We start from the raw sequence: 18,603 nt of genomic DNA, 5'->3' as shown, positions 1-18,603 counted from the left end.
GCAGCGGAGCCGGCGTTTCGGCGGTTTCCCTACGCCGTCACGCGCTTGCTGTTGAGGGTCGCGTCGAGGGTGATGGCCGCGTCGATCAGCGCCAGGTGGGTGAAGGCCTGCGGGAAATTGCCCAGTTGACGGCCCGTCAGGGCGATCTCCTCGGAGTACAGGCCCAGATGGTTGGCGTAGGTGAGCATCTTCTCCAGCACCAGCCTGGCCTGATCCGTGCGACCGGTCCGCGCCAGGGCATCGACGTACATGAACGTGCACAGGGAGAAGGTTCCCTCCGAGCCGCGCAGCCCGTCCGGTGACGCTTCGGGGTTGTAGCGATAGACCAGGCTGTCGCTGACCAGTTCACGGTCCATCGCGTCCATGGTGGACTTCCACATCGGGTCATCGGGCGTGATGAAACCCACCGTGGGCATGCGCAGCAGCGACGAGTCGAGCACGTCGTCGCCGTAGTGCTGCACGAAGGACTGTTTCTGCTGGTCCCATCCTTGGTCGAGGACCTGCGCGTAGAGGTTGTCGCGCTCGGCCATCCAGCGGCCGCGGGCCGCCGGGCGCCCGTCGTCGTAGGAGATCCGCAGGGCGCGGTCGAAGGCCACCCAGGACATCACTCGGCCGTAGGTGAAGTCCTTGCGGCCGCCGCGGGTCTCCCACAGGCCTTCTCCGGGTTGGTCCCAGTGGTCGACCAGCCAGTCGAGCAGTGTGTGCAGCGCCGTCCATCCCTTGGTGTCCAGATGGATGCCGTGCTGGTGTGCGAAGTAGATGCTGTCCAGCGCCTCGCCGTAGATGTCCAGTTGCAGCTGGTTCGCGGCTCCGTTGCCGATGCGGACGGGGGCGGAGCCGCGGTAGCCCTCCCAGTGCTTGAGCTCCTCCTCCACCAGGTCGGTCGAGCCGTCGACGCGGTACATGATGTTCAGCGGCCCGGTGCCGTTGCCCTGGCCGGCCTCTTCCTTCACCCGGTTGTGGAGCCAGCTGATGAACGCCGTCGCCTCTTCTTTGAAGCCCAGGCCCAGCAAGGCGTACACGGAGAAGGACGCGTCGCGGATCCAGGTGAAGCGGTAGTCCCAGTTGCGCTCGCCGCCCAGCTGCTCCGGCAACGCCGTCGTGGGGGCGGCGACCAGCGCGCCGCTCGGCGCGTAGGTCATGAGCTTGAGGGTGATGGCTGAGCGTTCGACCGCCTCGCGCCACCGGCCGGTGTAGGTGGACTGGCTGAGCCATGAGCGCCAGAAGCGGACCGTCTCGTTGAACAGTTCTTCGAACTCCGCGAGCCGCACCTCGTGGGGCGGCCCTGCGGGCGACGACTCGATGACCAGACCGCGTTGTTGTCCCGCCTGCAGGGTCAGGGTGAAGCGGAGGTCCTTGTCGCCCGACAGAGCGTTCAGGAGTCGCTCGTCGTGCGGCTCCCGGACAGGGTGCACGGCAAGATCCATGTCCTCCGAGCTGAACAGGGCCCCGTGCTCGGTGATGTGCAGTTCGTGCGGCTTGCGGCCGTAGTCGAAGCGGGGGGCGATCTCACCCTCGAACGTCATGCTGCCGCGTACACAGCGCAGCATGCGGACCAGCCGGTGCCGCGGCGTTGCCGTCGTCCCGGTCACCGGCATGAAGTCGACGACCTCGCCGGCTCCGGCCTCCGTCATGAAGCGTGTCACCAGGACGGCGGTGTCGGGGTGGTACAGCTGCTTGGTCTCGTAGTCGCTCGCGGCGGGTCGGACGGTGAAGTGGCCGCCTTTGCGCCGGTCGAGCAGAGCGCCGAAGACGCTGGGTGAGTCGAAGCGTGGACAGCAGAACCAGTCGATCGTGGCGTCGGTGGTGACCAGGGCCGCGGTCTGCAGATCACCGATCAGCCCATGGTTCTCGATCAGGGGATAGTCGTCCATCGTGAGCCCCTTTCGGCCCGGGCCGACAAGGATCCGGATCCGCCTGAGCGGCCTCGCAGGGCTCCGCACGCGGCGGCGAGAGAGTCACCGGATACGCGGCGCGCGAGGGAAATCCGGTGCCATCCGTCAGCTTAGGCCTCCGATGTGGCGCCGTCCTGCCGAGCGAAGTGACGCCGAGGGGCGCCTTCGCCCTGCCGCTGCACTCCCGCGAGAACGGCCCTACCGTGAGAGGCAGCGGTCCCGCAGACGCAGCCAGGTGCTCCGCGCGCCCATCTGTATTGGGCTCCTCCGGCAAAGGGGCGTGAAGTGAAGATCGTGGCGTCCTGGGCGGCCAGATTCAGGGTGCGGCAATACATCAAGTCAAGCCTGTGGATCGTGCCGCTGCTCGGTCTCGTCCTGGGCGGCATCCTCGCCGAATGGGCCGTCGCGGCCGACGGAACCGGATGGCCGCCCAGCGGCTGGCACTACTCCACGAGCACGGCGAGCGGCGTACTCACCGCCATCGTCGGGGCGATGGTGGCGTTGCTGGGCTTCGTCGTCACCATCGGCGTCCTCGTCGTCCAGCAGGCCACCGGCACGCTCTCTCCTCGCTATATGCGCCTGTGGTACCGCGACCGTCTGCAGAAGGCGGTGCTGGCGACCTTCACCGGGACCTTCGCGTTCGCCTTCTCCTTGCTGCGCAGCATCGAGGACGACTCCGTGCCCGACCTCGGTGTCACCCTGGCCGGCGGAGCGGTGGCCATCAGCCTGGTGCTCCTGCTCGTCTACCTGAACCGGTTCACGCACAGTCTCAGACCGGTGGCCATCGCCGACCTGGTCGCCCGCATGGGACGAGCCGTTTTCCGCCGTGGCGCCGTGGAGATCCGCGGCGCGGCGCCGAACGCGGACGAGCAGGTGCCGCCCGGGACTCCGGTCATGCGGATCTGTTCCGAACGCGGTGGTGCCATCCAGTCCTTCAACGTGACCGGGCTGGTCGCCGAGGCCGCGCGTCACGACTGCGTCTTCGTCGTCACCCGGCTGATCGGAGACTTCGCGCCGCCTGGTGCGGTCCTCGTGGAGGTCCACGGCGGCACGTCGCGACCCGACCCGGAACGAGTGACCGGCCTTGTCGCCCTCGGGGCCGAGCGGACCATCGAGCAGGACCCCGCCTTCGCCCTCAGAGTCCTCGTCGACATCGCCATCAGAGCCCTTTCCCCCGCGGTGAACGACCCCACGACCGCGGTGCAGGTGCTCAACTACATCGAGTCGTTCCTGCACATGGCGCGCAAAGCGCCCCTGCCCGGCCGCTATGTCCTGGCCGATCGCCAGGGGCACCCCCGGCTCGTACTGCTCGGGCGGGACTGGGAAAGCTACCTTCAGCTGGCCCTGTGCGAGATCCGCGACTACGGAGCGTCGTCCGTGCAGATCTGCCGCCGGCTCCGCGCCTTGCTCGACGGCCTCCTCGAAACCCTCCCGCCGGAACGGCACCCCTCCGTGCGAGCCGAATTGAGTCTGCTCCAGGAGTCGGTCGAGCGGGAGTTCCCCGACGCGGCCCGGCGCGCCGTCGCCGAGCAGGCCGACCGACAGGGCATCGGCGGGCGCTACCCCTCGCAGAAGTAGGGGATCCGAAAGCAGTCTCCTCGGGATCGACGGGCCCCGGGCCTCGTAGGTGCGCAGCCGAGCGAGCCCGACCTCCAGGACGACCTCAGCCAGTCCTCTGTCCTCGCGGCAGAAGTACGGGCCGACGCCGAGTCCTGGACGGTCCTCCCGTTAACCGGACGCATCGCGGTGCTAAAGCGGCCGCTGTGGCATGCCGCTTGCAGATCCGCGAGACGGTCGCCGCGGGCGTACGGGTGAAGGGCTACGGCGGGCTCCCCATGTACTGCGAGAACCGGACCGGCGAGCCCTCGGCACCGGCGTGATCGGGGAGGCTGCCATCCGCGGGCGGGGCTGCTGCGACAAGACCGACGCGACGACCGATGCTCCGCACCGGCGGCGTAGCCATCGTGACGCCGACGGGCGGTTCCACGGCCGAGGGCGTCGAACCCGTGGGCTCGCGGCGGCTGCAACGTGTATCCGCGTAAGGCCGGAGAGGTCCGGCACCCTCGTAAGGCCGCGCCACTGCTCGGGCGAAACGGATCAGAGCGTGACGTTCATCCGACCGGCCCTATCCGGCCGCGTGAATCCCGGCCCCGTTCTTCGGCACAGCGAGGAGGGCGGCCCTGTCAGGGCGCGCCGCAAGCGTGCGGCGTGCGACGCGGCTCCGGTCGCGGGACCTGCCGGGAGCGCCTTTGCTGGACTGGCGGCGGTTACTCCGTCGCTCTCGGTCACCCTCGAAGTTTCCTTGCAGGAGATCCGTATGGAAGCTCAGCCCAGCCGGCCGGATCCGTCACCCGGCGCGCCCTCTCCGCAAGCGCAGAGGGACGAGTTGGCGGACCTGCAGCGCCGGATCGCGGAGCTGGAGGGCGGCGGGAGACCGCGCCGGCATCGCTGGCGGTCGTTTCTGTCCGCCGTGCTGGTGGTCCTGGCCGCGCTGCTGTCCATGCTGTCGGTCGTCGCGGTGTGGGCCAACAGCATGGTCGAGGACACCGACCGCTATGTCGACACCGTCGCGCCGCTCGCCGCGGACCCGGCCGTGCAGAAGGCGGTGACCAATCGGGCCACGACGGTCATCCTCGAGCAGATCGACGTGAAGGCCCTGGTGGCGGAGCTCTCCACAGCGGTCCGGGAGGAAGGGACCCGTCCCGCCGCCGCGAAACTGATCGGCGAGCTGGACGGTCCCATCGAGAACGGTCTCAAGGCGTTGGTGAGCACCACGGTCCAGCGGCTCGTGTCGAGTTCCGCCTTCGAAACGCTGTGGACGAACGCCAACCGTGCCGCACACCGGTCCTTGGACAAGGCGCTCACGGGCAAAGGCGGCGGCGCCGTCACCCTGAAGGACGATCAGGTGGCCATCGACGTCGGCCCCATCGTGGAGCGGGCCAAGGACGAGCTGGTGAAATCCGGCTTCTCCCGCGCCGGGAGCATCCCGCAGGTGCACAGCGAATTCGTCGTCTTCTCCTCGCAGGAGCTCGCCAAGGTCAAGACGTTCACCCGGATTCTGCAGATCGTCGGCTCGTGGCTTCCGGTGATCACCGTGCTGATCGCCGCCGCCGGGGTTCTCCTGGCGGCCCACCGGCGGCGTGTCCTGGTTGCGGAGGCGCTTGCCGTGGCCTTCGGCATGCTGGTTCTCGGAGTGAGCCTGGCCGTCTTCCGCGGCATCTACCTCGACCGCCTGCCGGCCGAGATGTCGCAGGACGCGGCGGCCGCTGTCTTCGACGCGCTCGTCAGGTTCCTGCGGGCCACCGTCCGTGCGGTGGCCGCCGTCGCCCTGGTGACAGCCTGCGGTGCCTTCCTGACCGGGCCGTCGCGCGCGGCGGTCACGATCCGCCAGGCGTGCGCCGGCGGCATCGCGTCCATGCGCGGAGTCGCCGGCTCGGCGGGCCTGCGGCTCGGCGCGACGGGCCGCTTCGTACACCGCCACAAGCGCTTGATCGGCGGGCTGATCCTCCTGATCGCGCTGCTCGTCCTCGTCGCCTGGTCGTATCCGAGCACGGTGGTCGTGCTGTGGATCGTGGTGGCGGTCCTGGCGGCTTTCGCCGTGCGCGAGTTCCTCGACGAGGCCGACGACGCGGCGAACGGGACCAGGCGGAATGGCGGCGAGAAGGAACCGCAGCCTTCATGAGCACGCCCCAGGACAGCGACCGGGACCGCCCGCTGCGCCCGCACCGCGCGCGCCTGCTCCTGCCGCTCCTGCGCTCCATGGCCGCGGTGGCAGCCGCCACCCTGGCGTACTACCTGCTCCCCTTGGACCGTGACCTGGACCAGCACACCGCCACGGTGCTCGGCATGGGCCTGCTGGGCATCGGCGCGCTCCTTGCCTTGCAAGCGGTGAGCATCATCGGTTCGTCGCATCCTCGGCTGCGCGCCATCGAGGCGCTGACCACCGCCGTTCCCCTCTTTCTGCTGCTGTTCTCGGCCACCTACTTCCTGTACGCCCAAGAGCAAGGAGCGCACTCCTTCTCCGAACCGCTCAGCAGGAACGACGCCCTGTACTTCACGGTGACGGTCTTCGCGACCGTCGGCTTCGGCGACATCGTGCCCGTCTCCCAAACCGCCCGAGTCCTGACCACGTGCCAGATGGTGGCCGACCTCATCCTCGTAGGCATGATCGCGAAGGTCATGGTCGGGGCGGTCCGGCTCGGCCTGGAGCGACGACAGTCCTCGCCCACGCCGGAGGAGCGTTCACCATGACTCCCGACCCCGGTTCCGAATCCCCTGAATCCCCCGAACCGCCGGAAGCCGACCGATTGCGCGAGCTGCTGCGTACGCCCGCATACCGCAGGCTTCTGATCTTCAGCGCGCTGATCGGCATTCCGATTTCCCTGGCGGCCTTCGGGTTCCTCGTCGGCCTGCATGAGCTGGAGCACGCGATCTGGGCGGACCTGCCGAAGGCCTGGGGCTGGGACACCCCGCCGGCCTGGTGGCCGCTGCCGCTGCTCGCCGTTGCCGGGCTCGTCGTGGGGCTGGTGGTGACCCACCTGCCCGGCGCGGGCGGTCACATCCCCGCGTACGGCCTGCAGGCAGGGGGAGCCTCGGCGGCGGCGCTGCCAGGAGTGATCATCGCCGCGGCCGCGAGCTTGCCGCTCGGTGCCGCCCTCGGCCCGGAGGCGCCCCTGATCGCCTTGGGTGCCGGTCTGGCCATGCTGTTCCGGCAGCTCGTCCGCGCCCCCGCCACCCCGCAGAGCACCGCGCTGCTGTACGCGGCAGGCGCGGCGGCAGCCATCGCTGCCATCTTCGGCAATCCGCTCATCGCCGCGGTCCTTCTGATCGAAGTGGCGGGCGTGGGCGGTCCACAACTGTTCGTCGTCATGCTCCCCGCGCTGCTGTCGAGCGGCGTCGGAGCCGTGGTGTTCACGGACTTCGGACGCTGGACGGGCCTTGAGACCGGCAGCCTCTCCGTCCATTTCCCCACGTCGCCCCCGCGTCTGGACACCGGTGACGTGGTGTGGTCGATCGTGCTGGGGGCAGGCGTCGGTGCGCTGCTGCACCTGGTGATCATCGGTGGTCGGCTGACCGTCGTCTTCGTGGCGGGCTCCCCGTTGGTCAGGACGGTGACCTGCGCGGTCGCCGCAGGGGGCTGCGCCGCCCTCTACGCGGTCATCACCGGCCGCACCCCGGTCGAGGTCGCCTCGTCCGGACAGGCCACGCTGGCCGGACTCGCGGCTGACCCCCATGCCTGGGGCGTCGGCGCACTTCTGGCCGTCCTGCTGTTCAAATCCGCCGCGTACGCCCTGTGCCTGGGGAGCCTCCGCGGTGGCCTGGTCTTTCCCGCGCTCTTTTTGGGCGCGGCGGCAGGAGCGCTGCTCGCGCCGCTGCCGGGCCTCGGGGTGATCCCCGGTGTGACTGTCGGCATGGCCGCGGCGTCGGCAGCCGCCCTGCGCCTTCCGGTCAGCAGCGCGGCCCTGGTGGTGCTGGCGCTCGGCAACTCCGAGACGATCCCCGTGGTGATCCTGGCGTCCGTGACGTCCTTCGTCACCGTCGAGCTGCTCCCGAAGGGACCGTCGACCGCTGCGCACCACGTAGGTGAGAAGGCCGCCGCGCACCGCCCACAGGAGAAGGCTGCGGGCGGCGCTTGACTTGCTCCTCGGGCTGAAGCCCGAGGATTCTGGCCTTCTCGTCCGTTGTTGTGCCGCTAGGCGGCACGGGGTTCGGGGGAGAATCCGTGGCTTCCTGCTTCACTGCGCGGTGCCAGGACGGGTCCTGGTCTTACCTGCGCTCCACAGGCTTCGACCGCCAGTCCGGCGGCCGTCTTCACGTTCTTCGCGGCATTGTGGTCCCGGTCGTGGACCGCTCCGCAGGCGGCACAGGTCCACTTCCTGATGTGCAGGGGCTTGGGCCCGTCCTTGACCCCGCACTGCGAGCAGAGCTGACTGGTCGGCTCGAACCGGCCGATCTTCACCAGAGTGCGCCCGTACCGGGCGGCCTTGTATTCGAGCATCGCCACGAACTGTGCCCAGCCCGCGTCCTGCACGCTCTTGGCCAGCCTGGTGCGCGCCAGTGCCCTGACCGCTAGGTCCTCCACGCCGATCGCTTGGTTGTCGCGGATCAGCCTGGTGGAGAGCTGGTGGTGGAATTCGCGGCGGGCGTCGGCCACCTTCACGTGGGCGCGGGCGACCTTCAGGCGGGCCTTTTCCCGGTTTGTGGATCCCTTCTGTTTACGGGACAGCTCCCGCTGGGCCTTCTTGAGTTTCTTCTCCGCACGGCGCAGGAACCGAGGACTGTCGATCTTCGTCCCGTCAGAGAGGACGGCGAAGTGCGTCAGGCCCAGGTCGATACCGACACTCTGGCCGGTGTCGGGCATCCGGGCGGCGTCAGCACCGGGGTCGGTGTCGACGACGAAGGAGGCGAAGTACCGTCCGGCCGCGTCCTTGATGACGGTGACCGAGGAAGGCTGCGCGGGCAGGGAGCGGGACCATTTCACCTTCACCGCGCCGACTTTGGGCAGGTGCAGCTTCCCGGAGTCGCTGATGGACCAGCGGGCATTGGTCGTGAAGCGGATCGACTGACGGCTGTCCTTGCGGGACTTGAACCGGGGCGCACCGATCTGCGCACCCTTGCGCTCGCCCCTGAGGGAGGCGAAGAAGTTCTTGTAGGCGGTCTCGGCATCGCGCAGGGACTGCTGGAGCACGACGGAGGAGACCTCGCCCAGCCAGCACCGCTCGGCGGTCTGCTTCGCCTCGGTGATCAGCTGTTTTGACAAGCGCCCGGCGGTGGGGAAGGCCAGCCCGGCCGCGCGGGCCTCCTCACGGGCGCGCAGCGCGTCGTTGAACACCACGCGGGCGCACCCGAACGCCCTGGCCAGAGCGGCGGCCTGGACAGTGTCCGGGTACAGGCGGAAGCCGTACCGAAGCTGCATGCCGGCCACGCTACATATGTGCGTGATGGGTGAGGTGCAGAACATCAGAACTGGCCTGCACTGTCCTTTGTGAAGCCTGTCCACTTGGTCTTCGTGCCCGAGTTGCTGATCCCTACGTTGTTCTGCGGGACGTGGTGAACCCTTCGTATGGTTCATCCACCCAGGGGCGCCGGGCGTGGCTCTTACTGATCTGCCGTGCGTGGCTAGAAGAGATTAGCCGCTCGGCGTCCCACGACGACTCGGCTGCCGATTAGGAATTGCGAATGAATCCCGGTAGCGGGAGGACCCTCGATTGGACGCGAAGGAGTGTCGTCCGGTTCAGAGGGCGAGGATGCGGCTCTTCTGGGCCGCGAACTCAGCCTCGGAGAGCACCCCTTGCTCCTTGAGCTGGGCGAGTTCCTTCAACTGAGAGATCTTCGTGTCCATCGACGCCGCGGCCGCAGGCTCGGGTGCGGGTGCGGGTGCCGGAGCGCTGGAGGCCGGCGCCGCGGCAGGCTGCCCGGAGTCCTGCTGCGCCCATCGGCCGGCCTGGCGTCGTGACACCCGGTTGGAGACGGCGGTGGCGGTACCGGAGATGACGGCGGTGCGGGCGACCCCGCGGAGCAGACCAGGCATGACAGGTGTCCTTGTCGTCGGGCGGGCGTGAGCCGCTAGGAGGCGGACCGGGACTCGGTGGCTTCCAGAGTCGCCAGGAGGTCCTCGACCGGGATCCTGCCGTTGGCCACCATCCTGGCTCCGCCGCGCCGCAGGGCCGCTGCCAGCGGCGCCGCCCACACGTTCTCGTACACGATGACGCCCGCGGAGTTGCCGGGTTCGAGGACGGCGGCGGCCTCCTGGAGGTCGTCCTCGCCGAGCAGCCCCGAGGAGGCGCCCTCGAACACGGCCAGGTCGAGTTCCCCGTCCCCGTCCATGTCGGTGAGCTGGATCGCTCTGACCGAGCCGTCCTCGTCCTTGCGGACGAAGGACAGGTCGAGGACACGGATGATGTGCCGATCGACGAGGTCGAGCAGCAGCGGCAGGCCTTCGCCGGTCATGCGATTACCAGGGAATTCCAGGATCAGGTAATCGACAGGTCCCACCTCGGACAATGCGTCGACGCTCATACCGAACTCCTCGCCTGGCGGCCTGCGGCCTCCGTCGGCGCGACAGTCGTGCCCCGCCGATCGTGCTCACTTCCGCCTTCAATTCCAACACCACGGGACCTCGCACGCACCTTCGGGCGGCCGGGGACCAGCGAACCGGTCACCGCGGTGCACCTGCACGTGCTCTCGGGAGCAACACGCATCACGAAGCCCGACGCGCACACGGTGCGTGATGCCCCCCGTAGAAGATCCCGCCCGCGACCAGGAGCGCAGCGGCGAAGACAAGGGCCATCGCCCGACCGACCCCAGTGACGCCAGAGCCACCCTTGCCGGAGTGGCGGAAGAACCCACGCGTGCGGGCGAGCCGGGTGGCCTGTAGCGGGTCAGGCTGTCGGCAGTTCCTCCGCGGGGAGTCGGCCGGCCCGTACCGCATCGAGCAGAGCCTGGTGGTCCCGTTCGTTCTGGTCGGCGTATGACTCCGCGAAGGAGGTGAGTGCGCGGTCGAAGGAGTCGCCGTTGCCCAGGTAGGCGGCGATCGCGATGCGGTCGCCGGACCGCGCGTGCGCACGCGCCAGCGTGGCCCCGCACAGTTCGCCGAACGCCTGCATGTCCTTCGGCCGCATCCTCTCCGGCATGGCGATGCCCTTCCAGTCGCGCAGCTGGCGGACGTAGAAGTCGCGTCGTTTGCCGTCGATCCCGTCCACCCGTTCCCAGCCGAGGAAGATGTCGCTGGTGGCCTGCATCAGCCGCTGGCCCGAGACCACCCGCTCACCCTGGTTGCGGTATTGGCTCGTGCCGACGTGTGCGGCGAGCACGGAGGTGTCGGCCTCCTTGGCCTGGAGGAAGAGCGGGTCCTGGTCGTCCCGGCCGAGGAGCAGGAAGATCCAGCATCGGGTGCCGACGCTGCCGACGCCGACCACCTTGCGGGCGACGTCGGCCAGCCGGTAGTCCTCCAGGAGTGTGCGCCGGTTGGACGCGAGCGTGCGACCGTACCGCTCGATCAGACCGCGGAACTGGCGTTCCAGCGCGCTGCGTTCCACGTCTGGCAGCAGGTCGCCGGCCGGGACGAGCAGTGGGGGGTCCGCCGCGATCCTGGGCCGGCCGTCGACCGTCTCGGTGAGTTTGTCGAATGCCTGGAGGCTGTCGCGGGTGCGGGCCTTCGCGATGGCGTGGGCCAGGTTCTTGCGCCCGCGCTTCGTTGCTTGGAGCCGGCCTGAGGCCAGTGATTCGAGGAGGTCCGCGTCGATCTTCGTGTACCAGACGTCGAGGTTGCCCCTTTCCGCGAAGCGGATCATGGCCTTGCGGTACGAGCGGACTGTGGCGCGCACGATGCGGGCGCGTTCGTCGTCGTCGAAGCCGTTCTCCCGGCCCGCGATGACGAAGCTCGCCGACAGGCGCTTGACGTCCCACTCCCAGGGGCCCGGCAGCGTCTCGTCGAAGTCGTTGATGTCGAACACCAACTGGCGTTCCGGTGAGGCGAGCAGACGGAAGTTCAGCAGGTGTGCGTCCCCGCACAGCTGGGCCGTGAGTCCCGAGACCGGGCTGTCGGCCAGGTCGGAGGCCATGATGGCGGCGGCGCCCCGGTAGAAGCGGAACGGGGACTCCATCATCCGGGCGTAGCGGATCGGGACGAGCTCGGGCACCCGTGCCTCGGACTGCGCCTGAAGAATGGACAGTGGGTCCGGCCGGTCGGGAGACGGCGTGTACACGGCGTGGCCCGACCGTGGCGAGCGGCGCCGTGCCTCCTTGCCGAGAGCCGCGCGGTTCTCGGGCGTGGCGTGGGGTGCGGCACGCATGGCGGTGGTCGCGTTCTGGGACATCGGAGACGCTCCTGCCTGGTTTGCCTGCTCCTGCCGCCATGGGCGCGCCCGGCACACGGCAGGTCGTACCCGGCGGGCAGTTCCTTGGTGCTCTGTCCGATGCCGGCTGTGCGGACCATCGATGCCGGGTGGGCGGCTGCTCTCAGCCCTGGGCTGCGATCTCGGCATCGGCGACGGCGATGGCCATGCCGAGCGCCGTGGCGATGTTGCCCGCGGCCGTCATGACGCGGGCGGTGCCCACGATGGGTGCGATGGCGACCAGGACGTCCTGCAGTTGTTCGACGGTCAGGCCGGTTCTGATGGCCGGGTCGATATGGGCCGCGTAGGAGATGGGCGGGGCGTCCGAGGCGGCGAGTGCCGCGATGCGCGTGAGGATGAGCGCGTCCGGGGCCAGTCCGCACCGCTCGACCGAGTCGACCGTCATGGCGGCGAGGGTGTCCAGGACAGGAGTGTCCGATGCAGTGGACATCGCGTATGCCCTCCTGGTGAGTGTCGAGCCCGAAGGGGCGTGAGGCGGAAGAACCGCATTCCGCAGACGGGGCCCCTCAACCGTAGATCCCCTTCCGGCCTCGCGCATCGTGTGCCGTCGCCGCGCGCACCCCCGATGTGCGCGTGGCACCCGAGGGGACGAGATTGGAGGTAGCCCGCCGCTCGGATGTGAACGGCGGTTGTGCGGAGCTGCCCGGTATCCAGGCAGTCTGCGGATCGGAGACACCATATGAAGGACCTCAAGTTCGAGCGGAAGCGCTCCCTGTCACGCCTTGAGGCGGCTGACCAACTCGCCGCACTGGCCGACGCGCTGCGGAAGGGCGGGGAGGCCGAAGTGGAACTCAGTCCCGGAACGCTGAGCCTGCGGATCCCCGACGACCTGCGCAGCGAGATAGAAGTCGAGATCGGTGATGGGGAGATCGAGCTGGAGATCGAGTTCAAGTGGCCGACCGCACCGCCCGTCGCAGCGCCATCGCGAACGGCCGCAGGCGCGGAGAAGCCCACCACACGCACGCGCAAGAGGGCGCCCGCAAAGCCGAAGCGCAGCACTGCGAGCAGCAACAGCGGTACAGGCACGAAGCGGTCCGTGACGAAGAAGTCGTGAGTCTGCCGGCCATCGGGCGTGGGCACCGTGGTGGCGCTTCTCCCGCAACCCAACCGCACTGGAACAGCTACGCCGTACCTCACGACGTCGACACCCCCTTCCGCGCCGAGTCGGTGGCGTTGCTGCGCGCTCACCGTGCGGGCTTGACCGACGCGGACGCCGACGAGATCGCCGCGACCCCGGTCGACGACTTGACCTTCTACGGACCGACGGAACGGCGCCGCCGTGCCGGCCGAGGCCGACGCCTTCCTCACGGGCCTGGCGACCGAGCAGCCCCTCCGACCGGGCGACGGCCTGCTGCCCCACTGTGGTGGACCTCCTGAGGACGACGAGCCCGGCCGGCGACGCCGTCTACGAACGACGCGGTCGCCGTCACCAGCAACCTCCACCCCTCCACATCGGTCTGCCGGGGCGTTTCACGGTGGTTGTGGCCGGAATTCGTCACCGGTGGGTCACAGGTCGGAGTGTCGGAGAACTGCCGGCTTCACAGTTTTGTCTGGTTCGACGAGGGCGGCGAGGAGCCGTGCTCCGGACAACTGGGACTCGGGGGACAACATGCGGTACGTGAACGGAATGCGCGGTGCGGTGGTGGCGGTCGTCGTGACTTCGGCGGCGCTGGCGATGGCGGGGTGTCAGCCCGATGGGGGCGGCGCGGACGCCGCAGACGGCGGCATCACCCCGTCTGGTGCCGCCAGCTCAGCGGCTTCCTCCACGCCGGGCGCCTCGAAGCCCGGCAGCTCCGCCTCCGGTTCCTCCTCGCCCGCGGCCTCCGCACCCGCGTCGTCCGCACCCGCTCCGGGCGGTTCGGCGGCGACCTGTTCCGCGGGCAGTCTGAAGGCGACCGCCCGTCAGGCAGCCGTGCGGCCGGCCGGTACGGGGACCGGGGCGGCCGTCGTCGAGTTCACCAACATGTCCGGACGGACGTGCGTCCTCACGGGGCACCCCGCGGTGGCAGGCGCCGGGAACGGCTCTCCCGAGATGAACGTGCCGCTCACCGTCAAGCCGACCGGTGCCGCGGCGCCGGTGAAGGTTGCCCCCGGCGGCAAGGCGTGGGTGAAGCTGACGTTCGTTCAGGTGCAGGGAGAGGCCGACGGGTACTGCGTGTCCGGTTCGGCGCCCGTGGTGTATCCCACGATGGTCGTCCGGCTGCCGGGGTCCGGGGCGTACCAGGTGGCCCTGGACGACGGGCAGTTCGCCGAGTGCGACGACACGGTGACCGTCACCGCCGTATCGGCGGTCAGGCCTTCCTGACCGAATCCAGCCGCAGCACCAGCGCACGCAGCAGGACGAAGAGCCCGCCTGGTCGGGTCGAGAGTGCGGGCCGGTTCGCACAGGACGCCGGCTCGCTCACCTTCCGGCTGGCCGGGTAGGTCGGCCGGGAGCTCCGTCCTGAAGGTGACGTCCTTCTGCGCCCGGTAACGGGTGGTCAGGCAGCTGGAGCAAGCCCACATCACGCCCGTTCACCGGCGCTACGAGGTTCAGGGCGCCGGTACGGCACCGATCTGCTGCATCACCCCGAGGAGATCGGGCTGGCCCCGCTCGCCGACGATCCGGCCGTCGGCCAGGTAGTAGAAGTTCATGGCCTGCACCGAGATCTTGTTGCCGCTTGCCGGGATCCCGAAGAACTCACCGTCGTGGGTTCCCCGCATGGTGAACCGCGCGGCCACGGTGTCGCCTTCGGTGACCGTCTCCTCCAGCGTCCACTGCACATCCGGGAAGCCGCCGCGCATCATCCCGAGGACTTCCATGTACCCACCGGGCCCCCGCAGTGGTTCCGGGTGGCTCGGCGCGTGGAACACCGCGTCCGGGGAAATGACCTCGCGGGCGAGATCCTCGTTGCCCGTGTTGATGAACTCGACGAAACGGTTCATCACTGACTTGGTGGACTGCGATGGCATCGTGCTGTGCCTCTCCGGAGACGTTTGGGCGGGCATCCACGAGCGTAACATCGAATCGATGTATACATCGATTCGATGTCTGCATGCGATGATGGACTCATGCTGGAACTCGCGATACTCGGCTTCCTCGCCGAGGGACCCCTGCCTGGACACGAGCTGCGCCGCCGCGTCTCACAGCTGACCGGCTATACGCGGCCGGTCAGTGACGGCAGCCTGTATCCGGCGATCAATCGCCTGACCAGAGCGGGCTTCATCGAGCGGCGCGCCGACCCGGCCGCCGGGGCGGCCCGATACGTGCTCAGCCTGACCGCGGCCGGACGGGCCGACATGCTTCAGCGCCTGCGCAAGCCCGCCGACCACGAGATCACCGACTTCACCCGGTTCTACGTCGTCCTGGCCTTCCTCTCCCGCCTGCCCGACGTGGCCGAACAGCACGCGGTGCTGCGCAGACGGCTGGAGTTCCTGGAAGAACCGGCGAGCTTCTTCTACGACAACCAGCGGCCCCTGCGTGCCGAGGAGATCGCCGACCCCTACCGGCGGGGCATGCTGCTCACCGCCCGCGCCACCAGCCGCGCCGAACGGACCTGGCTGCGCGAGGCCCTCGGCGAGGAACCGCCCGCATTCGACACCGCACGCACCGACCGCGATCCGCATGACCCCGCCGCTCCCGCGAGCTGACTGCCCACGGAGGTACCCCCATGTTTGCTTCCTGGTACGACGCCCAGGGACCCGCCACCGATGTCCTGCACGTCGGCGAACTCCCTGATCCCGTCCCCGGCCCCGGCGAGGTCCGCGTCCGCGTCACCGTCTCGGGCGTCAACCCCGGCGACACCAAGAAGCGGCGCGGCTGGCTCGGCTCGTCCATGCCCTATCCACGGGTCATCCCGCACAGCGACGCCGCCGGAGTGATCGACGCCGTGGGCTCCCAAGTCGACGCCCACCGCGTCGGACAGCGGGTCTGGGTATACGGCGCCCAGTCCTACCGCCCCTTCGGCACCGCCGCCCAGTACACCGCCGTACCCGACCACCAAGCCGTACCTCTGCCAGATCATCTCAGTGACGAGCTGGGGGCGAGCCTAGGCATCCCCGGCATCACCGCCCACCGCACCGTCTTCGCCGACGGCCCGGTCGACGGCCGACTGGTCCTGGTCCACGGAGTCCTTGGCGGCGTCGGTTCCCTGGCCGCCCAGCTCGCCCACTGGGCCGGCGCGACGGTGATCGCGACCGTCCGCCGCACCGCGGACCTCGACCGCGTCGACCCGGCCGTCGTCTCCCACGCCGTCGCCCTGGATATCGGCGACCCCGCCGCGGCCATCCGCGCGCACGCGCCGCGGGGCGTTGACCGGATCATCGAGGTCGCGCTCTCGGACAACGCCGATCTCGACAACGCCGTCGCCGCCAACAACGCCGTCATCGCCGCCTACGCCACCCGCGCGGACCGCACCGAGATCCCCTTCTGGCCGCTGCTGTTCAACAACGTCACCCTGCGGCTGCTCGGCAGCGACGACTTCCCCGCCGAGGCCAAGGGCCAGGCTGCCCGCGACCTCACCTCCGCAGCCGCCGTCGGCGCCCTCACCGTCGCCGTCGGCACCCGCTATCCGCTGGACGACATCGCCAAGGCCCACGAAGACGTCGACGCCGGCGGTGGCCACGGCCGCGTCCTGGTCACCATCCCCCAATAGCGCAGACACGGAACCGTGACCTGCTCAACTGCCAGCCCCGTGGGGCGGCCCGTCGCGCTGCCAAGCAGCGGTCCGCAGCTGCCGCAATCCCACGATCGAGTACGCGCACCGTTTCGTCGGCGCGTACGAGTGTGCCTGGTGGATGCCGGCCGAAGACCCCCGCCCTGATCCCCAGCCGGCCCGGCTGGCCGTGCACGCGGGGCTCGGGTCGTGCGCGGGCTCACTCGGGCCAGGCGGAGTTCTCGATGACCTCGACGAAGTCGATGCGGCGGAAGCCGGGGACGAAGTGCTCCAGGACGTCCGCGTTCACCGTGCCGAACGTGCTCTTCGGACGGTGCTGGAACCCCTCAGTGAACGCGCGCAGGATCTGCCGCTTGAAGTCCGGGCGGGGATGGGCCGCGGTGACCTCGTCGATCTGGGCCTTGGTGAGGTGAGCCAGGTTCAGGCCGAGCACATCGGTCTCCACACCCGCCGTAGTGGCCGCGATCTCGGGGGCCAGCCTGTAGGGCACCTCAGGTGTCGTGTGCAGAGCGACGGCCGTCCAGACCTTCTCCGCGTCGGTTTCGGACAGGCCATGGGTCAGCAGGAAGGCACGGGCCTGGTCGGCACCGTCCATCTCGAAGCGCTGGTCGTCGCTGCGGTACGGAGCGACCAGGCCGGTGTCGTGGAACAGCGCCGCCACGTACAGCAGTTCCGGGTCGGGACGGAGTCCCCGTGCCGCGGCCTGCAGACTGCCGAACAGGTACACCCGCCGAGAGTGGTGGAAGATCAGCGGTGGCGTGGTGGTGCGGATCAAGTCCGTGGCGTCCCGGACCAGCTTGGTGTCGGGGATCTCGACGCCGGCGATCTTCTCACTCATAGCTGTCTCCTCGGCAGTGGTGTTGGTCCATCCACCATCCGTCCGCCGTGGGCCTCGGGTCCGCTATTGGATGGTCGACAACCCCTCGGAAACGGCCATGCCTGCGGTGCGTGTCATTGAGTGGGACGCGACGTGCGGGACCCGGCGCCCGTCGTGGTGAAGCGGCGCTGGTACTTGGTCGGTGAAAGACCCAGCTGGCGGGCGAACGCGCGGCGCAGGCTCTCGTAGCTGGGAAATCCCGACCGCGCGGCTGCCTCTGTCGCGTTGTGTCCGGAGTCCAGCAACGCCTTCGCCATGTCGAAGCGGATCAGCTCCACGTACTTCATCGGTGTGGTGTCCAGCTCCGCACGGAACATGCGGGTCAGATGCCGGGGGCTGACCCGGACTCGCGCGGCGAGGGCCTCCAGGCTGTGATCGCCCGTGGGGTCGGCCTGGACGGCGTCCTGCACCTGCCGCAGCACCGGCGTCTGCGGGGCCGGCCCCTGAAGCGAGGCGGAGAACTGGGACTGCCCGCCCGAACGCTGCATGTACACCACCAGTGAGCGGGCGACGCTGCGGGTCAGGTCCGGTCCGTGCTCCTGCTCCACCAGGGCGAGGGCCAGATCGATGCCCGCCGTGACACCGGCCGAGGTGTAGAGGGTGCCGTCCTTGACGAAGAGTGCGTCGGGCTCGACGCGCGCGGTCGGAAAGCGCCGGCCCAGTAGCTCGGTGTGCTGCCAGTGCGTCGTTGCCCGTTTGCCGTCGAGCAGACCCGCCGCGCCCAGGATGAACGCCCCGGTGCAGATCGATGCGACCCGGCCGGCACTGGAGGCCAGTTTCCGTGCGGCGGCGACGAGGTCCGGGTCCACCAGGGCCTGGGGCACCTCGTCGCCGCCCACCACCAACAGAGTGTCGAAGGCAGGGGCGTCGGCCGCGTCGGTGTCGGCGGGCACTCGAATGCCGATGGATGAAGTGACCGAGGCTCCGCCGACCGACACGATGCTCAACCGGTAGTGCGCCCCGTACCGGTTGGCTTCGCGGAAGACTTCGGCGGGCCCGGACAGATCCAGCATCTTCATGTCGTCGAACACGAGTACACCGATGCTGTGCTCGCTCGGCTTCATGGTCCTCACCCTCGGGGATCCCGGCTCCCCACAGGAGCCTGTACTTCCCCATTGTGCTCGTCGCGGGGAGCGGCCGTTTCGCAGGGTTTTCGTCTCCGCCGGGCTCCGGACGGGGGTCACGATCCGTCACCCTGCGTGCTGTCCTGATTCGCGTGGTTCATGGCCGGACCGAGGCGGCGCGGAAGGTCGCCGGGGGACAGGCTGGGGGAAAGACGCACCGGTACCGGTGGCAAGGCGTACCTGTACTGGTGCCAT

17 protein-coding genes are annotated in these 18,603 nt (G+C 69.3%); 8 read left to right on the top strand and 9 right to left on the bottom strand.

Annotated elements, in window-relative coordinates; all coding sequences use genetic code 11:
• Positions 1-29: 29 nt before the first annotated feature.
• Entirely contained in the window at positions 30-1,874 is a 1,845-nt protein-coding gene (locus OG381_RS02950; protein WP_327714493.1) for a glycoside hydrolase family 15 protein, read from the bottom strand.
• A 306-nt stretch (positions 1,875-2,180) separates the two neighbouring features.
• Here OG381_RS02950 and OG381_RS02945 point away from each other — a divergent pair, with 306 nt between their 5' ends.
• The 4 genes from OG381_RS02945 to OG381_RS02930 all read left to right on the top strand — a co-directional run bounded on the left by OG381_RS02945 (position 2,181) and on the right by OG381_RS02930 (position 7,531).
• Positions 2,181-3,473 (top strand): DUF2254 domain-containing protein, encoded by a 1,293-nt coding sequence (locus OG381_RS02945; RefSeq protein ID WP_327714492.1) that lies wholly within the window; start codon positions 2,181-2,183, stop codon positions 3,471-3,473.
• 739 nt (positions 3,474-4,212) lie between these two features.
• Positions 4,213-5,577, top strand: coding sequence for a hypothetical protein (locus OG381_RS02940; protein WP_327714491.1), 1,365 nt, complete (start codon positions 4,213-4,215; stop codon positions 5,575-5,577).
• The gene (locus OG381_RS02935; protein WP_327714490.1) at positions 5,574-6,146 is read left to right on the top strand and encodes a potassium channel family protein; all 573 of its coding nucleotides are present in this window, start codon (positions 5,574-5,576) and stop codon (positions 6,144-6,146) included. Before OG381_RS02940 ends, OG381_RS02935 begins: the two co-directional genes overlap by 4 nt.
• Complete coding sequence (locus OG381_RS02930) at positions 6,143-7,531, top strand: chloride channel protein (protein WP_327714489.1); 1,389 nt, start codon at positions 6,143-6,145, stop codon at positions 7,529-7,531. Before OG381_RS02935 ends, OG381_RS02930 begins: the two co-directional genes overlap by 4 nt.
• A gap of 56 nt (positions 7,532-7,587) precedes the next feature.
• Here OG381_RS02930 and OG381_RS02925 read toward each other — a convergent pair whose 3' ends face one another.
• From OG381_RS02925 to OG381_RS02905, 5 genes are all read right to left on the bottom strand, one after another.
• On the bottom strand, positions 7,588-8,811 hold the full coding sequence (locus tag OG381_RS02925) for an RNA-guided endonuclease InsQ/TnpB family protein (RefSeq protein WP_327714488.1): 1,224 nt from the start codon (positions 8,809-8,811) through the stop codon (positions 7,588-7,590).
• A gap of 318 nt (positions 8,812-9,129) precedes the next feature.
• Positions 9,130-9,426, bottom strand: coding sequence for an SHOCT domain-containing protein (locus tag OG381_RS02920; protein WP_327714487.1), 297 nt, complete (start codon positions 9,424-9,426; stop codon positions 9,130-9,132).
• A 35-nt stretch (positions 9,427-9,461) separates the two neighbouring features.
• The gene (locus OG381_RS02915; RefSeq protein ID WP_327714486.1) at positions 9,462-9,914 is read right to left on the bottom strand and encodes a DUF6325 family protein; all 453 of its coding nucleotides are present in this window, start codon (positions 9,912-9,914) and stop codon (positions 9,462-9,464) included.
• A 362-nt stretch (positions 9,915-10,276) separates the two neighbouring features.
• Entirely contained in the window at positions 10,277-11,713 is a 1,437-nt protein-coding gene (locus OG381_RS02910; RefSeq protein WP_327714485.1) for a DUF2252 domain-containing protein, read from the bottom strand.
• Positions 11,714-11,855: 142 nt separating this feature from the next.
• Positions 11,856-12,182, bottom strand: coding sequence for a carboxymuconolactone decarboxylase family protein (locus tag OG381_RS02905; RefSeq protein WP_327714484.1), 327 nt, complete (start codon positions 12,180-12,182; stop codon positions 11,856-11,858).
• A 249-nt stretch (positions 12,183-12,431) separates the two neighbouring features.
• Between OG381_RS02905 and OG381_RS02900 the strand changes: the two genes are divergently transcribed.
• Positions 12,432-12,806 (top strand): amphi-Trp domain-containing protein, encoded by a 375-nt coding sequence (locus tag OG381_RS02900; protein ID WP_327714483.1) that lies wholly within the window; start codon positions 12,432-12,434, stop codon positions 12,804-12,806.
• 555 nt (positions 12,807-13,361) lie between these two features.
• A complete protein-coding gene (locus OG381_RS02895) occupies positions 13,362-14,057 on the top strand; it encodes a DUF4232 domain-containing protein (RefSeq protein ID WP_327714482.1) in 696 nt (231 codons plus the stop codon).
• A 227-nt stretch (positions 14,058-14,284) separates the two neighbouring features.
• Here the strand turns inward: OG381_RS02895 and OG381_RS02890 are convergent, their stop codons facing one another.
• Complete coding sequence (locus OG381_RS02890; protein ID WP_327714481.1) at positions 14,285-14,677, bottom strand: ester cyclase; 393 nt, start codon at positions 14,675-14,677, stop codon at positions 14,285-14,287.
• Positions 14,678-14,803: 126 nt separating this feature from the next.
• Between OG381_RS02890 and OG381_RS02885 the strand changes: the two genes are divergently transcribed.
• Both OG381_RS02885 and OG381_RS02880 read left to right on the top strand, forming a co-directional pair.
• On the top strand, positions 14,804-15,382 hold the full coding sequence (locus tag OG381_RS02885; protein ID WP_327714480.1) for a PadR family transcriptional regulator: 579 nt from the start codon (positions 14,804-14,806) through the stop codon (positions 15,380-15,382).
• Positions 15,383-15,402: 20 nt separating this feature from the next.
• On the top strand, positions 15,403-16,386 hold the full coding sequence (locus OG381_RS02880; protein WP_327714479.1) for an NADPH:quinone reductase: 984 nt from the start codon (positions 15,403-15,405) through the stop codon (positions 16,384-16,386).
• A gap of 220 nt (positions 16,387-16,606) precedes the next feature.
• On the opposite strand, the gene OG381_RS02875 is transcribed toward OG381_RS02880, so the two are convergent.
• Positions 16,607-17,245 carry an HD domain-containing protein gene (locus tag OG381_RS02875; protein WP_327714478.1) on the bottom strand — a complete coding sequence of 213 codons (639 nt, stop codon included), beginning with the start codon at positions 17,243-17,245 and terminating at the stop codon, positions 16,607-16,609.
• A 113-nt stretch (positions 17,246-17,358) separates the two neighbouring features.
• Entirely contained in the window at positions 17,359-18,348 is a 990-nt protein-coding gene (locus OG381_RS02870) for a GlxA family transcriptional regulator (protein WP_327714477.1), read from the bottom strand.
• Positions 18,349-18,603 lie beyond the last annotated feature (255 nt).

It is taken from the genome of Streptomyces sp. NBC_00490 (assembly GCF_036013645.1).
GTDB lineage: Bacteria > Actinomycetota > Actinomycetes > Streptomycetales > Streptomycetaceae > Streptomyces > Streptomyces canus_F.
Note: the sequence above shows the minus strand (reverse complement) of the source record. Positions and strands in the feature narration are given on the sequence as shown.

What these genes read in the sequence shown, in the direction of transcription:
- OG381_RS02870 (WP_327714477.1), bottom strand. Translation starts at nt 18,348, where the DNA reads ATGAAGCCGAGCGAGCACAGCATCGGTGTACTCGTGTTCGACGACATG.
- OG381_RS02935 (WP_327714490.1), top strand. Translation starts at nt 5,574, where the DNA reads ATGAGCACGCCCCAGGACAGCGACCGGGACCGCCCGCTGCGCCCGCAC.
- OG381_RS02925 (WP_327714488.1), bottom strand. Translation starts at nt 8,811, where the DNA reads ATGCAGCTTCGGTACGGCTTCCGCCTGTACCCGGACACTGTCCAGGCC.
- OG381_RS02940 (WP_327714491.1), top strand. Translation starts at nt 4,213, where the DNA reads ATGGAAGCTCAGCCCAGCCGGCCGGATCCGTCACCCGGCGCGCCCTCT.
- OG381_RS02885 (WP_327714480.1), top strand. Translation starts at nt 14,804, where the DNA reads ATGCTGGAACTCGCGATACTCGGCTTCCTCGCCGAGGGACCCCTGCCT.
- OG381_RS02880 (WP_327714479.1), top strand. Translation starts at nt 15,403, where the DNA reads ATGTTTGCTTCCTGGTACGACGCCCAGGGACCCGCCACCGATGTCCTG.
- OG381_RS02895 (WP_327714482.1), top strand. Translation starts at nt 13,362, where the DNA reads ATGCGGTACGTGAACGGAATGCGCGGTGCGGTGGTGGCGGTCGTCGTG.
- OG381_RS02905 (WP_327714484.1), bottom strand. Translation starts at nt 12,182, where the DNA reads ATGTCCACTGCATCGGACACTCCTGTCCTGGACACCCTCGCCGCCATG.
- OG381_RS02915 (WP_327714486.1), bottom strand. Translation starts at nt 9,914, where the DNA reads ATGAGCGTCGACGCATTGTCCGAGGTGGGACCTGTCGATTACCTGATC.
- OG381_RS02930 (WP_327714489.1), top strand. Translation starts at nt 6,143, where the DNA reads ATGACTCCCGACCCCGGTTCCGAATCCCCTGAATCCCCCGAACCGCCG.
- OG381_RS02875 (WP_327714478.1), bottom strand. Translation starts at nt 17,245, where the DNA reads ATGAGTGAGAAGATCGCCGGCGTCGAGATCCCCGACACCAAGCTGGTC.
- OG381_RS02910 (WP_327714485.1), bottom strand. Translation starts at nt 11,713, where the DNA reads ATGTCCCAGAACGCGACCACCGCCATGCGTGCCGCACCCCACGCCACG.
- OG381_RS02950 (WP_327714493.1), bottom strand. Translation starts at nt 1,874, where the DNA reads ATGGACGACTATCCCCTGATCGAGAACCATGGGCTGATCGGTGATCTG.
- OG381_RS02890 (WP_327714481.1), bottom strand. Translation starts at nt 14,677, where the DNA reads ATGAACCGTTTCGTCGAGTTCATCAACACGGGCAACGAGGATCTCGCC.
- OG381_RS02900 (WP_327714483.1), top strand. Translation starts at nt 12,432, where the DNA reads ATGAAGGACCTCAAGTTCGAGCGGAAGCGCTCCCTGTCACGCCTTGAG.
- OG381_RS02920 (WP_327714487.1), bottom strand. Translation starts at nt 9,426, where the DNA reads ATGCCTGGTCTGCTCCGCGGGGTCGCCCGCACCGCCGTCATCTCCGGT.